This is a genomic window from Pseudomonas citronellolis (genome assembly GCF_001586155.1).
Lineage (GTDB): Bacteria > Pseudomonadota > Gammaproteobacteria > Pseudomonadales > Pseudomonadaceae > Pseudomonas > Pseudomonas citronellolis.
Genome location: NZ_CP014158.1, coordinates 2,525,505 through 2,539,400 on the forward strand (window position 1 = coordinate 2,525,505; position 13,896 = coordinate 2,539,400).

Annotated in this window: 13 protein-coding genes; 12 read left to right on the forward strand and 1 reads right to left on the reverse strand. The window is 68.2% G+C overall.

Annotated elements, in window-relative coordinates:
- Nucleotides 1-7 precede the first annotated feature (7 nt).
- The 9 genes from PcP3B5_RS11415 to PcP3B5_RS11455 all read left to right on the forward strand — a co-directional run bounded on the left by PcP3B5_RS11415 (nt 8) and on the right by PcP3B5_RS11455 (nt 10,320).
- Complete coding sequence (locus PcP3B5_RS11415) at nt 8-421, forward strand: type IV pilin protein (protein WP_043266788.1); 414 nt, start codon at nt 8-10, stop codon at nt 419-421.
- A 233-nt stretch (nt 422-654) separates the two neighbouring features.
- Entirely contained in the window at nt 655-1,608 is a 954-nt protein-coding gene (locus PcP3B5_RS11420) for an AraC family transcriptional regulator (RefSeq protein WP_061561306.1), read from the forward strand.
- A 361-nt stretch (nt 1,609-1,969) separates the two neighbouring features.
- Nucleotides 1,970-3,334 (forward strand): benzoate 1,2-dioxygenase large subunit, encoded by a 1,365-nt coding sequence (benA, locus tag PcP3B5_RS11425; protein ID WP_043266784.1) that lies wholly within the window; start codon nt 1,970-1,972, stop codon nt 3,332-3,334.
- Nucleotides 3,334-3,819, forward strand: coding sequence for a benzoate 1,2-dioxygenase small subunit (gene benB, locus PcP3B5_RS11430; protein WP_061561307.1), 486 nt, complete (start codon nt 3,334-3,336; stop codon nt 3,817-3,819). The genes benA and benB overlap by 1 nt, the downstream gene beginning before the upstream one ends.
- A 10-nt stretch (nt 3,820-3,829) precedes the next feature.
- Nucleotides 3,830-4,843 carry a benzoate 1,2-dioxygenase electron transfer component BenC gene (benC, locus tag PcP3B5_RS11435; RefSeq protein WP_061561308.1) on the forward strand — a complete coding sequence of 338 codons (1,014 nt, stop codon included), beginning with the start codon at nt 3,830-3,832 and terminating at the stop codon, nt 4,841-4,843.
- 232 nt (nt 4,844-5,075) lie between these two features.
- Nucleotides 5,076-5,849 carry a 1,6-dihydroxycyclohexa-2,4-diene-1-carboxylate dehydrogenase gene (locus PcP3B5_RS11440; protein WP_061561309.1) on the forward strand — a complete coding sequence of 258 codons (774 nt, stop codon included), beginning with the start codon at nt 5,076-5,078 and terminating at the stop codon, nt 5,847-5,849.
- Between the two features lie 165 nt (nt 5,850-6,014).
- The gene (locus PcP3B5_RS11445) at nt 6,015-7,343 is read left to right on the forward strand and encodes an MFS transporter (RefSeq protein ID WP_061561310.1); all 1,329 of its coding nucleotides are present in this window, start codon (nt 6,015-6,017) and stop codon (nt 7,341-7,343) included.
- A gap of 81 nt (nt 7,344-7,424) precedes the next feature.
- The gene (locus PcP3B5_RS11450; protein WP_082816293.1) at nt 7,425-8,930 is read left to right on the forward strand and encodes an amidase; all 1,506 of its coding nucleotides are present in this window, start codon (nt 7,425-7,427) and stop codon (nt 8,928-8,930) included.
- A gap of 43 nt (nt 8,931-8,973) precedes the next feature.
- The gene (locus tag PcP3B5_RS11455; RefSeq protein ID WP_043266776.1) at nt 8,974-10,320 is read left to right on the forward strand and encodes an OprD family outer membrane porin; all 1,347 of its coding nucleotides are present in this window, start codon (nt 8,974-8,976) and stop codon (nt 10,318-10,320) included.
- A gap of 9 nt (nt 10,321-10,329) precedes the next feature.
- On the opposite strand, the gene PcP3B5_RS11460 is transcribed toward PcP3B5_RS11455, so the two are convergent.
- The gene (locus PcP3B5_RS11460; protein WP_043266775.1) at nt 10,330-11,202 is read right to left on the reverse strand and encodes a LysR family transcriptional regulator; all 873 of its coding nucleotides are present in this window, start codon (nt 11,200-11,202) and stop codon (nt 10,330-10,332) included.
- Nucleotides 11,203-11,356: 154 nt separating this feature from the next.
- Here PcP3B5_RS11460 and PcP3B5_RS11465 point away from each other — a divergent pair, with 154 nt between their 5' ends.
- Genes PcP3B5_RS11465 through catA form a run of 3 tightly spaced genes read left to right on the forward strand, consistent with a single transcriptional unit; the run spans nt 11,357 to nt 13,790 of the window.
- Nucleotides 11,357-12,478, forward strand: a complete 1,122-nt coding sequence (locus tag PcP3B5_RS11465; protein WP_043266773.1) for a muconate cycloisomerase family protein — start codon at nt 11,357-11,359, stop codon at nt 12,476-12,478.
- Between the two features lie 37 nt (nt 12,479-12,515).
- On the forward strand, nt 12,516-12,806 hold the full coding sequence (gene catC / locus PcP3B5_RS11470; protein WP_009619311.1) for a muconolactone Delta-isomerase: 291 nt from the start codon (nt 12,516-12,518) through the stop codon (nt 12,804-12,806).
- Nucleotides 12,807-12,860: 54 nt separating this feature from the next.
- Nucleotides 12,861-13,790, forward strand: a complete 930-nt coding sequence (gene catA / locus PcP3B5_RS11475) for a catechol 1,2-dioxygenase (protein WP_043267893.1) — start codon at nt 12,861-12,863, stop codon at nt 13,788-13,790.
- The last annotated feature ends 106 nt before the right edge of the window (nt 13,791-13,896 follow it).

The window sequence follows — 13,896 nt, forward strand, 5'->3', positions numbered from 1 at the left end:
GCCAGCGATGAAACCTGCACAGCGAAGCCGCGGCTTCACCCTGATAGAAATGATGATCGTCGTGGTCATCCTGGCGATACTCGCGGCCATCGCGCTGCCCAGCTACCAGAAGTACGTGCTGCGCAGCCACCGCGCCGAAGGCCAGGCGCTGCTCAGCGAGGCCGCGGCGCGGCAGGAGCGCTACTTCGCGCAGAACAACAGCTACGCCAGCAGCGCCGCGGCGCTGAACATGACCAGCTACGTCGCCGGCCTGCAGTACTACGGCCTGGCCATCTCCAACGTCAGCGCCTCGACCTACACCCTGACCGCCACGGCCACCGGCAGCCAGGCCAGGGACAGCGAATGCCTGACGCTCACCCTCGACCAGGCCGGCACCCGCGGCGCCACCGGCACCGGCACGGCCAGCAGCTGCTGGCAATGAGCCGGGGCGAAAGCGTGCGATAAGCGAACACTGCGCCACAGGTCGAATTGCGCCGCCCGCCTTCCGGCCTTTAGGGTGGCCGGACGGCAGGCGGGCCAGCCGTCCCCGATCCGGGGTGGCCCGCACGACCGTCCATCTCTGCCGGGCCCCGCCATCCCGGCCCCGGCATAGACTGGACGGGCACGAGCCGCGACGAAGAGCGCGGACGACAACAACAAAGAGTGAGTGCCTGTATGCAGAACCTGCTGAGCGAGCGCAGCCGGGTATTCGAGCGAGCCGACCCCTACGCGGTGTCCGGCTACGTCAACCAGCACGTCGGCAACCACGCCCTGCGCATGCCCGCCCACGGCCGCCCCGAGGCCAGCCTCAACCACCGCAAGTTCGCCAGCCTCGACCTCTGCCGCATCCGCTACGGCGCCGCCGTGCGCGTCACCTCGCCGGCGCTGGAGACCATCTACCACCTGCAGGTGCTGCTGCACGGCCACTGCCTGTGGCGCGGCCAGGGTCGGGAGCACTACCTGGAGCCCGGCGAACTGCTGCTGATCAACCCGGACGACCCGGTCGACCTGACCTACTCGGACGACTGCGAGAAATTCATCATCAAGATCCCCACCGCGGTGCTCGAAGGCATCTGCGCCGAACAGCGCTGGGCCCACCCGCGCCAGGGCCCGCGCTTCACCGAGAGCCGCTACCGCCTGGGCGAACTGGAAGGCTTCGTCAACCTGCTGGGCATGGTCTGCATGGAAGCCGAATCCAGCCAGCGCCTGCCGCGCATCGAGGAGCACTACCAGCAGATCGTCGCCAGCAAGCTGCTGACCCTGCTGCAGACCAACGTCAGCCGCGAATGCCTGGCCGCGCCCATGGCCTGCTTCGAGCGCATCGACGACTATATAGGGCGCAACCTGCGGCAGGACATCGACATCGAGGAACTGGCCCGCCAGGCGAAGATGAGCCTGCGCTCGCTCTACGCCCTGTTCGAACGCCACGCCAGCAGCACCCCGCGCCAGTACATCCGCCGGCGCAAGCTCGAACGCATCCACGCCTGCCTAGCCGACCCCAGCTGCAACGTGCGCAGCGTCACCGAACTGGCGCTGGACTACGGCTTCCTGCACCTGGGGCGCTTCTCCGAAAGCTACCGTCAGCAGTTCGGCGAACTGCCCTCGGAAACCCTCAAGCGCCGCGGCTGAGCCCGGGCGACCCGCACATTCCTGACCCTCTGCGTAGGGCGCATAACGCCCACGGCGGATAACCGCGAACGGTTATGCGCCCTGCACCGGAGTGCTTTTCGTAGGATGGCGTTGAGCAAAGCGATACCCATCACCGCAACCGCATGGGTTTCGCAAGCTCAACGCCATCCTACGAAAAGCCACGCTCGCTCATGCCCTGCGGATTTCCAGGGAAATCTCCGCGCGCCCCCGCAAGCCCCCCGAAACACCCCGCAACCCCGCCTGCAAAAACCGGATAACGCTCTGCACAAAGCGGATATTGCCCCCGCCCACCCAGCCCTAACCTGAGCCTGCCTGAACAATAACAACGGAGGCCCCGGCCATGACCCTGGGTATCGACTACTTGCGTTCCCTGCTCGAAGAAGACCCCGCCAAGGGCGTCTACCGCTGCAAGCGCGAAATGTTCACCGACCCGCGCCTGTTCGAACTGGAGATGAAGCACATCTTCGAAGGCAACTGGGTCTACCTCGCCCACGAAAGCCAGATTCCCGAGAAGAACGACTTCCTGACCACCATGATCGGTCGCCAGTCGATCTTCATCGCGCGCAACAAGGACGGCGTGCTCAACGCCTTCCTCAACGCCTGCAGCCACAAGGGCGCCATGCTCTGCCGGCACAAGTCGGGCAACCGCTCCAGCTACACCTGCCCGTTCCACGGCTGGACCTTCAACAACTCCGGCAAACTGCTCAAGGTCAAGGACCCGGCCGAGGCCGGCTACCCGTCGAGCTTCAACTGCGAAGGCTCCCACGACCTGACCAAGGTCGCCCGCTTCGAGTCCTACCGCGGCTTCCTCTTCGGCAGCCTCAACCCCGACGTGCGCCCGCTGGTGGAGCACCTGGGCGAGTCGGCGAAGATCATCGACATGATCGTCGACCAGTCCCCCGAGGGCCTGGAAGTGCTGCGCGGCTCCTCCAGCTACATCTACGAAGGCAACTGGAAGCTCACCGCCGAGAACGGCGCCGACGGCTACCACGTCAGCTCCGTGCACTGGAACTACGCCGCCACCCAGAACCAGCGCAAGCAGCGCGAGGCCGGCGAGGAAGTGAAGACCATGAGCGCCGGCGGCTGGGCCAAGCACGGCGGCGGCTTCTACTCCTTCGAGCATGGCCACATGCTGCTCTGGACGCGCTGGGCCAACCCCGAGGACCGCCCGGCCTTCGAGCGCCGCGAGCAACTCGCCGCCGACTTCGGCCAGGCCCGCGCCGATTGGATGATCCAGAACTCGCGCAACCTCTGTCTGTACCCCAACGTCTACCTGATGGACCAGTTCAGCTCGCAGATCCGCATCGCCCGGCCGATCGACGTCAACCGCACCGAGATCACCATCTACTGCATCGCGCCCAAGGGCGAGAGTGCCGAGGCCCGCGCCCAGCGCATCCGCCAGTACGAGGACTTCTTCAACGTCAGCGGCATGGCCACCCCGGACGACCTGGAGGAGTTCCGCTCCTGCCAGCAGGCCTACCAGGGCAGCGCCGAAGGCTGGAACGACATGTCCCGCGGGGCCGCGCACTGGATCGACGGCGCCGATGCCGCCGCGCAGGAAATCGACCTGCACCCGCAGCTCTCCGGCGTGCGCACCGAGGACGAAGGCCTGTTCGTGCTGCAGCACAAGTACTGGCTGCAGGCGATGAGCGAAGCCCTGGCCGCCGAAGAAGCCAGGCGCATTCCGCTCGAGGAGGCCGTGTGATGAGCCGCTACGAAAGCATCCGCGACTTCCTCTACCGCGAAGCCCGCTACCTCGACGACAAGGACTGGGATGCCTGGCTGGAGCTGTACGCCGCCGACGCGACCTTCTGGATGCCGGCCTGGGACGACCGCGACGAACTGACCCAGGACCCGCAGCGGGAAATCTCGCTGATCTGGTACGGCAGCCGCGGCGGCCTGGAAGACCGCGTGTTCCGCATCAAGACCGAACGCTCCAGCGCGACCATGCCGGACACCCGCACCTCGCACAACATCAGCAACATCGAAGTGCTGGGCGAGGAAGACGGTATCTGCCAGGTGCGCTTCAACTGGCACACCCTGAGCTTCCGCTACAAGACCACCGACAGCTACTTCGGCACCAGCTTCTACGCTATCGACCTGCGCGGCGAGAACCCGCTGATCAAGGCGAAGAAGGTGGTGCTGAAGAACGACTACGTCCGCCAGGTCATCGACATCTACCACATCTGAGGTGGCCGCCATGAGCTATTCGATCGCACTGAACTTCGAAGACGGCGTCACCCGCTTCATCGACGCCAACCCCGACGAAACCGTCGCCGACGCGGCCTATCGCCAGGGCGTGAACATCCCGCTGGACTGCCGCGACGGCGCCTGCGGCACCTGCAAGTGCTTCGCCGAAGCCGGCCGCTACGACCTGGGCCAGGACTACATCGAGGACGCGCTGAGCGAGGAAGAAGCCGAGCAAGGCTACGTGCTGACCTGCCAGATGCGCGCCGAAAGCGACTGCGTGGTGCGCGTGCCGGCGTCCTCGGATGTCTGCAAGACCCAGCAGGCCAGCTACCAGGCCGCCATCAGCGAGGTGCGCCAGCTGTCCGAGAGCACCATCGCCTTGTCGGTCAAGGGCGAGTCCCTGAGCAAGCTGGCCTTCCTGCCGGGGCAGTACGTCAACCTGCAGGTGCCGGGCAGCGGCCAGAGCCGCGCCTATTCCTTCAGCTCGCTGCAAAAGGACGGCGAGGTCAGCTTCCTGATCCGCAACGTGCCCGGCGGGCTGATGAGCAGCTTCCTCACCAGCCTGGCCAAGGCCGGCGACAGCCTGGAACTGGCCGGCCCGCTGGGCAGCTTCTACCTGCGCGACATCAGGCGGCCCTTGCTGCTGCTGGCCGGCGGCACGGGCCTGGCGCCCTTCACCGCGATGCTGGAGAAGATCGCCGAGCAGGGCAGCGAACACCCGCTGCACCTGATCTACGGGGTGACCAACGACTTCGACCTGGTGGAGCTGGACAAGCTCGAAGCCTTCGCCGCGCGCATCCCCAACTTCAGCTTCAGCGCCTGCGTGGCCAACCCCGAGAGCAGCTACCCGCACAAGGGCTACGTCACCCAGCACATCACGCCTGCGCATCTCAACGAAGGCGAGGTGGACATCTACCTGTGCGGCCCGCCGCCGATGGTCGAGGCGGTGAGCGCGTACATCCGCGAGCAGGGGATTACGCCGGCGAATTTCTACTACGAGAAGTTTGCGGCGAGTGCGGCTTGAACGGGTGGCTAAGAGCCCCTCTCCCTAACCCTCTCCCTGAAGGGAGAGGGGACCGTCCGTACCGCGGCGGAATTCGATGTTAGCCGGCTATCACGAAGCACCGATATTGGCCCGAGCATCGAGCTCAGCCGGGGAGCACGAATAGCTCCCTCTCCCTTCAGGGAGAGGGCGGGGGGAGAGGGCAGCCGGACCCGCACCCACCTCCCAGGACGCAACCCCAACCGAGGTACCCATGAACAGATTCCCCCACAAAGTCGCCCTGGTCACCGGCGCCGCCCAGGGCATCGGCCGCCGCGTCGCCGAGCGCCTGGCGCAAGAGGGCGCCCGCCTGGTCGCCGTGGACCGCTCCGAGCTGGTCCACGAACTGCAGGACGAACTCGGCCAACACGCCGAAGTGTTGACCCTCACCGCCGACCTGGAGCAATTCGCCGGAGCCCAGCGCGTGGTCAACGAAGCCGTGCAACGCTTCGGCCGCCTGGACATCCTGGTCAACAATGTCGGCGGCACCATCTGGGCCAAGCCCTTCGAGCACTACGCCGAGCACGAGATCGAGGCCGAGGTGCGGCGCTCGCTGTTCCCCACCCTATGGTGCTGCCGCGCTGCCCTGGTGCCGATGTTGGAGCAGGGCGCCGGGGCCATCGTCAACGTCTCCTCCATCGCCACCCGCGGCGTCAACCGCGTGCCCTACGGCGCGGCCAAGGGCGGGGTGAACGCGCTGACCGCCTGCCTGGCCTTCGAGACCGCCGAGCGCGGCGTGCGAGTGAATGCCACCGCGCCGGGCGGCACCGAGGCGCCGCCGCGGCGCATCCCGCGCAACACCGCCGAGCAGAGCGCGCAGGAGAAGGTCTGGTACCAGCAGATCGTCGACCAGACCGTGAACAGCAGCCTGATGAAGCGCTACGGCAGCATCGACGAACAGGTCGGCGCCATCCTCTTCCTGGCCTCCGACGAAGCCTCCTACATCACCGGCGTAACCCTGCCGGTAGGCGGTGGCGACCTGGGCTGAAAACCCGACCCGAACCAACCCGTAGGATGGCGTTGAGCGCAGCGATACCCATCACCCGAGGCGATGGATATCGCCTCCGGCCCAACGCCATCCCACGCAAAGACGGACCGCCCACGACGCGGCCCCAACGGCTTCTCGCACAACAACAAAAAAGAGAGTGATGCCATGCGGAAAATCGACGTACACGACGTCATCGACAACGCGCGCTTCGGCCGCTTCCACTGGATGGTCATGGCCTGGTGCGCCTTGCTGCTGATCTTCGACGGTTACGACCTGTTCATCTACGGCGTGGTGCTGCCGGTGCTGATGAAGGAGTGGGGCCTGACCCCGCTGCAGGCCGGCGCCCTGGGCAGCTACGCGCTGTTCGGCATGATGGCCGGCGCGCTGTTCTTCGGCCCGCTGGCCGACAAGGTCGGGCGCAAGAAGGGCATCGCCATCTGCTTCGTGCTCTTCTCCGGCTTCACCGTGGTCAACGGCTTCGCCAGCAACCCCACGCAGTTCGGCATCTGCCGCTTCATGGCCGGCCTCGGCATCGGCGGGCTGATGCCCAACGTGGTGGCGCTGATGAACGAATACGCGCCGAAGAAACTGCGCAGCACCCTGGTGGCGGTGATGTTCAGCGGCTACTCCCTGGGCGGCATGCTCTCTGCCGGCGTGGGCATCTACATGCTGCCGCGCTTCGGCTGGGAGGCGATGTTCTTCGCCGCGCTGCTGCCGCTGCTGATGCTGCCGCTGATCCTCTGGCAACTGCCGGAGTCGGTAGGCTTCCTGCTGCGCCAGGGGCGCATCGAGCAGGCCCGCGCCATCCTCCGCCGCGTCTCCCCGGAAACCACCCTGGAGGCCGCCGCCGAGCTGCACCTGGGCGAGAGTAAGCCGCAGGGCGCGCCGGTGCTCGAGCTGTTCCGCGAGGGCCGCGCGCTGCGCACCCTGATGCTCTGGGTGGCGTTCTTCTGCTGCCTGCTGATGGTCTACGCGCTCAGCTCCTGGCTGCCGAAGCTGATGGCCAACGCCGGCTACAGCCTGGGTTCGAGCCTGTCGTTCCTGCTGGCGCTGAACTTCGGCGGCATGTTCGGGGCCATCTTCGGCGGCTGGCTGGGCGACCGCTTCAACCTGCCCAGGGTGGTGGCGCTGTTCTTCGTCGCCGCCGCCGTTTCCATCACCCTGCTGGGCTTCAATACGCCGATGCCGGTGCTCTACCTGCTGATCGGCATCGCCGGGGCCACCACCATCGGCACGCAGATCCTGCTCTACGCCAGCGCCGCGCAGTTCTACGGCCTGGCCATCCGCTCCACGGGCCTTGGCTGGGCCTCGGGCATCGGCCGCAACGGCGCCATCGTCGGCCCGCTGCTGGGCGGCTCGCTGCTGGCCATCGAGCTGCCGCTGCACCTGAACTTCATGGCCTTCGCCATCCCCGGCGCGCTGGCGGCCCTGGCCATGTACCTGGTCAGCCGCAGCGAGCGGGTGCTCGCGCCCCTGGCCGAAGCCCGGGCCTGAACCGACAACGCAAGGGCGGGGCCGGCCACTCCGGCGCCCGCCGCAGGCTTCCGCGCTGACGGGAGCCAAGGAGGGAACAGCATGCAACGCAGAGATTTCATGACCGGTGCCGCGGCCTTGTCCGCCGGCTTGCTGCTCGGCAGGAACGCGCTGGCCGCCAGCGTGAAGCAAGGGCAGGCGGCGCTCGCGCTGCCGGATGCGCCGCTGTGGCAATGGCAGGCCAGCGAGCTGGCCGCCGGCATCGCCAGCGGCGCCATCAGCAGCCGGGAGGCGGTGGAAAGCTGCCTCGGGCGCATCGCCGAGGCCAACCCCGGGCTCAAGGCGGTGGTCCACGAGATGCGCGACGAGGCCCTGCGCGCGGCGCAGCGCGCCGACCAAAGGCGGGGGAGCGACGCGCTGCCGCCGTTGCACGGGGTGCCGGTCACCGTCAAGGTCAACCAGAACGTCGCCGGCCAGCCCAACACCAACGGGCTGCTGGCGCGCCGCGACAACATCGCCGCCGACAACAGCCCGGTGGTGCAGAACCTGCTGGACAACGGCGCGGTCATCATCGGCCTGACCAGCACGCCGGAGTTCTCCTTCCGCTGGTACACCGAAAGCCCGCTGTACGGCCGCACGCTGAACCCCTGGCGCGCCGACATCACCCCGGGCGGCTCCAGCGGCGGCGCAGCCTCGGCCGTGGCCGCGGGCATGTGCCCGATCGCCCACGGCAACGACATCGCCGGCTCCATCCGCTACCCGGCCTATGCCTGCGGCGTGGTCGGCCTGCGCCCCAGCGTCGGGCGCATTCCCACCGGGCTCGGCCTGGGCTTCGCCGGGCAGCAGATCGCCACCCAGGGGCCGCTGGCGCGCAGCGTGGCCGACGTGCGCCTGGCCTTCCTGGCGATGGCCAGCAGCGGCGGCGCCGACCCCAACTGGGTGAGCCCCGTGGCGTCGCCCGAGGCGCGCGAGAAGCGGGTGGTCGGCCTGGTCAACGAACTGCCCGGCATCCCCCTCGACGCTTCGGTGCGGGACAACCTGGCGGCGGTGGCGAAGATGCTCGAGGACGCCGGCTACCGCGTCGAGCCGGTGAGCCTGCCGGACCACGAGCTGGCCACCCAGACCTGGCTGCGCATCGTCATGACCGAGATCCGCCTGCAACTGCTGCCGGTCATGCGGCGCGAGGGCAGCGAGGCGCTGCAGGCGGCCGTGCAGGGCATGCTGGAGGCGACGCCGGAGACCGGCCTGGACGAATACGTCGTCGCGCTGGCCACCCGCAACAACCTGCGGGTGAAGTGGCGCGCGCTGTTCCAGCGCTACGACGCGCTGATCGCCCCGGTGTCCGCCAGCGCGCCGCTGCCCTGGGGCCTGGATGCCCAGGGCGGCGCGGCCATGGCACAGATCATGCGCCAGCAGGCGATCCTGATGAGCGTCGCGCTCAGTGGCCTGCCGGCGCTCAGCGTGCCCAGCGGCCTGCAGGGCGAGCGCCTGCCGGCCGGCGTGCAGGTCATCGCCGACCACTACCGCGAGGACCGCTGCTTCCAGGTGGCCGCCGTGATCGAGGCGGCGGCGCGGATGCCGCGCGCCTATCAGACCGGGCCCGTCTGAGCGCCCATGCCAGACGACAACAACAATGAAGAGGCATGACCCGATGCACATAAGCGAAACCCGGGCCCGGCGCTTCGCCGGCCCCCTGGCGCTGCTGGCGCCCTTCACCGCCGAACTGGCCCTGGCCGACGAGCGCCGCCTGTTCGAAGATAGCTCGCTGGTGCTGAACACCCGCCACTGGTATTCCCATGAAATCGCCCGCAAGGACAGCTACTTCCGGGTGCCCGACGACGAGGGCGGGCGCCCGGTGCGCGACCGCGTGGCCTGGCTGCAGGGCCTGAAGCTCGACTACCGGTCCGGCTACAGCCAGGGCGAGCAGGGCCTGGGCATGGACTTCTCGCTGTACGGCGCGGTGGCCCTGGAACGCAGCCGCGAAGCGGTGGCCGGCGGCAGCACCCGCCTGCTGGTGGAGCGCGACGGCGAGGTGGTGGACCAGTGGGGCAAGGTGGGCATCGCCGCGCTCAAGCTGAAAGCCGGCGAAACCGAGGCGAAGCTCGGCCGCCAGCAGATCCGCACGCCGGTGATGAGCTACGCCGACACCCGCACCCTGCCGGCCTCCTTCGATGGCTTCTCGCTGGAGAGCCATGACCTGCCCGGGCTGACCTTCAAGGCCGGGCACTTCCAGCGCGCCACGCCGCGCACCGGCGCCGGCAGCCAGGACCTGAGCCTGACCTTCGCCACGCGCCTGGTGGAAAGCGACTGGATCGCCTATGCCGGCGGCGACTACCGCCTCGGCGAGCGGGGCCGGGCCAGCCTCTACCTGTCGCGTTTCGACGACATCTGGGACCGCACCTACGCCGGCTGGGCGCAGCGCTACCGCCTGGGCGAGCTGGACCTGGGCCTGCGCCTGGACTTCTACGACACCCGCTCCAGCGGCCGCGAGAACGCCGGGCGCATCGGCCAGCGGGCCTATGGCGCGAGCGTCGCGCCGGGCTACGCCAACCACACGTTGAAGCTGGCCTTCCAGCAGATCGACGGCGACGAGTACTTCGACTTTCCCGCCGAGTCCAACGCCTTCGACCTGCCCAACGCCATGCTCTCGTACTACAACGGGCCCAACGAGCGCTCCTTCCAGGTCAGCTACGGCACCGACTGGACGCCCTACGGCCTGCCGGGCTTCAAGAGCCTGTTCTGGTACGTCAAGGGCTGGGGCATCGACGGCAGCGGCTACGACGGCGGTCCCCGCGCGGCCTACAACTCGGTGCTGGGGCAGAAGGGCGAGAGCCACTACGAGGTCGGCGGCCTGTTCAGCTACGCCGTGCAATCCGGGCCGCTGCGCGGCGTCGGCCTGTCGACCGGCTACATCTGGCACCGCGCCAGCGCGGGGCAGATCGAGGGCAACCTGGAGGAGTTCCGCCTGATCATCGACGCGCCCCTGAGGCTGCTCTGAGTGGCATGCTCAGTGGTTGACCTGCTCGATCAGCGCCAGGCAGCGCTGGACCATGGCGCTGACATCGCCGGCGCGGCGGCTGAGGACGATCGGCGACACCGCCTCGGGTTCCAGCACGGCGACGTAGCCGATGTCCGGGCGGTGCTGCTGCTGCACCGAGGCCGGCACCAGGGCCACGCCCAGGCCGGCGGCGACCAGGCCGATGGCGGTCTGCAGCTCGTTGGCCCACTGCGCCACGCGGATGCCCAGGCCGTGGTTGGCGAACAGCGCCAGCACGTGGTCGGCATAGCTCGGCCGCGGGTTGGCCGGGTACAGCACGAAGGGCTCGCGGGACAGCCGCTGCAGGCTCACCGGCGCGCCCAGCAGCGGGTGCCCGGTGGGCAGCACCGCCACCAGCGGGTCCTCGCGCAGCACCTGCTGGTGGATGGCCGGGTCGTCGAAACGCATGCGCCCGAAGCCGATGTCGATGCGCCCGCTCTTCAGCGCCTCGACCTGCTGCAGGGTGGTCATTTCCTGCAAGCCCAGCTCCAGCTCGGCGTCGCCGCGCAGCTCGCGGATCAGCTCCGGCAGCACCGCGTAGAGCGTCGAAGGCGCGAAGCCGATGCCCAGCCACTGGCGCTGGCCCAGGCCGATGCGGCGGGTGTTGTCGCAGATGTTCTGCAGCTGTTCCAGCAGGGTGCCGCTCTGCTCGTAGAAGAAGCGCCCGGCCTCGGTCAGGCGCAGCGGCCGGCCGCGTTCCAGCAGCTCGACGCCGAGCAGTTCCTCCAGCTGCTGGATCTGCCGGCTCAACGGCGGCTGGGCGATGTGCAGGCGCTCGGCGGCGCGGGTGAAGTTGAGGGTTTCGGCGACCGCCTGGAAGTACCGCAGGTGTCGAAGCTCCATGATACCTCCAGGGTATGGAACGAGAGGGCAATGATATTGGACTGCTCGCCACCGCTGGCGCAATCCTTCGGTGTGCAACAAAAGACCTGGAAGGTATCGGCCGCACCAGACGGCCGGGCCTCGACAAGCAGCCTAGCGTGATATGGAACCCGAGATGACCCAAGCCCTGATCGAACGCCTCGAAGCGATCATCGTCGACCTGCCGACCATCCGCCCGCACAAGCTGGCGATGCACACCATGCAGCAGCAGACCCTGGTGATCCTGCGCCTGCGCTGCAGCGACGGCATCGAGGGCCTCGGCGAGGCCACCACCATCGGTGGCCTGGCCTATGGCAACGAAAGCCCGGAAAGCATCAAGGCCAACCTGGAGGCGCACTTCGCGCCGCTGCTGATCGGCCAGGACGCCTGCAACATCAACGCCGCCATGCAGCGTCTGGACAAGGCCATCAAGGGCAACACCTTCGCCCGCTCGGCGGTGGAAACCGCGCTGCTCGACGCCCAGGGCAAGCGCCTGGGCCTGGCCGTCAGCGAACTGCTCGGCGGCCGCGTGCGCGACGGCCTGGAAGTGGCCTGGACGCTGGCCAGCGGCGACACCGCCCGCGACATCGAGGAAGCCGAGCGCATGCTCGACCTGCGCCGCCACCGCATCTTCAAGCTGAAGATCGGCGCCCATGCGCTGGAGCAGGACCTCAAGCACGTGGTGGCGATCAAGCGCGCCCTGGGCGAGCGCGCCAGCGTGCGCGTGGACGTCAACCAGTACTGGGACGAATCCCAGGCCATCCGCGGCTGCCAGGTGCTCGGCGAGAACGGCATCGACCTCGTCGAGCAGCCCATCTCGCGGATCAACCGCGCCGGCCAGGTGCGCCTGAACCTGCGCAGCCCGGCGCCGATCATGGCCGACGAATCCATCGAGAGCGTCGAGGACGCCTTCAGCCTGGCCGCCGACGGCGCCGCCAGCATCTTCGCCCTGAAGATCGCCAAGAACGGTGGCCCGCGCGCCGTGCTGCGCACCGCGCAGATCGCCGAGGCGGCCGGCATCGCCCTGTACGGCGGGACCATGCTCGAAGGCGCCATCGGCACCCTGGCCTCGGCCCACGCCTTCCTCACCCTCAAGCAGCTGACCTGGCACACCGAACTGTTTGGCCCGCTGCTGCTGACCGAGGAGATCGTCAGCGAGCCGCCGGTGTACCGCGACTTCCAACTGCTGGTGCCCAACGCCCCGGGCCTCGGCCTGAGCCTGGACGAGGAGCGCCTCAAGCGCTTCCGCCGCCCCTGAATTCCGCTGCCCCTGATTTCGAGAGAGGAGAAGCCCCATGCTGTTCCACGTGAAGATGACGGTGAAACTGCCCGTCGACATGGACCCGGCCCGCGCCGCCCAGCTCAAGGCCGACGAGAAGGAACTGGCCCAGCGCCTGCAGCGCGAGGGCAAGTGGCGCCATCTGTGGCGCATCGCCGGGCACTACGCCAACTACAGCGTCTTCGACGTCGCCAGCGTCGAGGAACTGCACGACACCCTGATGCAACTGCCGCTGTTCCCCTACATGGACATCGAGGTCGACGGGCTCTGCCGCCATCCGTCCTCCATCCATGCCGATGACCGCTGAGCCCTGAACCCCAACGACGAAACCCTTGTATAAGAACAAGACGAGGTGAACATCATGACCGTGAAGATTTCCCAGACTGCCGAGATCCAGAAGTTCTTCGAAGAAGCCGCCGGCTACGGCAACGACAACGGCAGCCCGCGCCTTAAGCAGATCGTCCTGCGCGTGCTGCAGGACACCGCGAAGATCATCGAGGACCTGGAAGTCACCGACGACGAATTCTGGACCGCCGTGGACTACCTGAACCGCCTGGGCGGCCGCGGCGAAGCCGGCCTGCTGGTGGCGGGCCTGGGCATCGAGCACTTCATCGACCTGCTCAACGACGCCAAGGACGCGCAGATCGGCAAGACCGGCGGCACCCCGCGCACCATCGAAGGCCCGCTGTACGTGGCCGGTGCGCCCATCGTCGAGGGCGAGGCGCGCATGGACGACGGCAGCGAAGACGGCGTGGCCACCGTGATGTTCCTCGAAGGCCAGGTGCTGGACCTGGACGGCAAGCCCATCGCCGGCGCCACCGTCGACCTGTGGCACGCCAACACCAAGGGCAACTACTCCTACTTCGACCAGAGCCAGAGCGAGTACAACCTGCGCCGCCGCATCATCACCGACGCCGAGGGCCGCTACCGCGCCCGCAGCATCGTCCCCAGCGGCTACGGCTGCGACCCGCAGGGCCCGACCCAGGAATGCCTGGACCAGCTCGGCCGCCACGGCCAGCGCCCGGCGCACATCCACTTCTTCATCTCGGCGCCGGGCTACCGCCACCTGACCACCCAGATCAACCTGTCCGGCGACCAGTACCTGTGGGACGACTTCGCCTACGCCACCCGCGACGGCCTGGTCGGCGAAGTGAAGTTCGCCGAGAACGTCCGCGGCATCGACGGCCGCGTGGCCGAGCTGGAATTCAGCTTCCAGCTGCAGAAGGCTGCCAGCGCCGAAGACGAACAGCGCAGCCAGCGCCCGCGTGCGCTGCAGGTGCAGGGCGCCTGAGGCGCTGTCCACTGGGTTCCCGCCTGCGCGGAGACCCAGAAACAGCGTAGGAGCAACTGTCTTGCGCCGAAGCGCTCTTCGTAGGATGGGTTGAGCTTGCGATACC

Coding starts and splice junctions, on each gene's coding strand:
- PcP3B5_RS11415 (WP_043266788.1), top strand. CDS start 8: ATGAAACCTGCACAGCGAAGCCGCGGCTTCACCCTGATAGAAATGATG.
- PcP3B5_RS11420 (WP_061561306.1), top strand. CDS start 655: ATGCAGAACCTGCTGAGCGAGCGCAGCCGGGTATTCGAGCGAGCCGAC.
- benA (WP_043266784.1), top strand. CDS start 1,970: ATGACCCTGGGTATCGACTACTTGCGTTCCCTGCTCGAAGAAGACCCC.
- benB (WP_061561307.1), top strand. CDS start 3,334: ATGAGCCGCTACGAAAGCATCCGCGACTTCCTCTACCGCGAAGCCCGC.
- benC (WP_061561308.1), top strand. CDS start 3,830: ATGAGCTATTCGATCGCACTGAACTTCGAAGACGGCGTCACCCGCTTC.
- PcP3B5_RS11440 (WP_061561309.1), top strand. CDS start 5,076: ATGAACAGATTCCCCCACAAAGTCGCCCTGGTCACCGGCGCCGCCCAG.
- PcP3B5_RS11445 (WP_061561310.1), top strand. CDS start 6,015: ATGCGGAAAATCGACGTACACGACGTCATCGACAACGCGCGCTTCGGC.
- PcP3B5_RS11450 (WP_082816293.1), top strand. CDS start 7,425: ATGCAACGCAGAGATTTCATGACCGGTGCCGCGGCCTTGTCCGCCGGC.
- PcP3B5_RS11455 (WP_043266776.1), top strand. CDS start 8,974: ATGCACATAAGCGAAACCCGGGCCCGGCGCTTCGCCGGCCCCCTGGCG.
- PcP3B5_RS11460 (WP_043266775.1), bottom strand. CDS start 11,202: ATGGAGCTTCGACACCTGCGGTACTTCCAGGCGGTCGCCGAAACCCTC.
- PcP3B5_RS11465 (WP_043266773.1), top strand. CDS start 11,357: ATGACCCAAGCCCTGATCGAACGCCTCGAAGCGATCATCGTCGACCTG.
- catC (WP_009619311.1), top strand. CDS start 12,516: ATGCTGTTCCACGTGAAGATGACGGTGAAACTGCCCGTCGACATGGAC.
- catA (WP_043267893.1), top strand. CDS start 12,861: ATGACCGTGAAGATTTCCCAGACTGCCGAGATCCAGAAGTTCTTCGAA.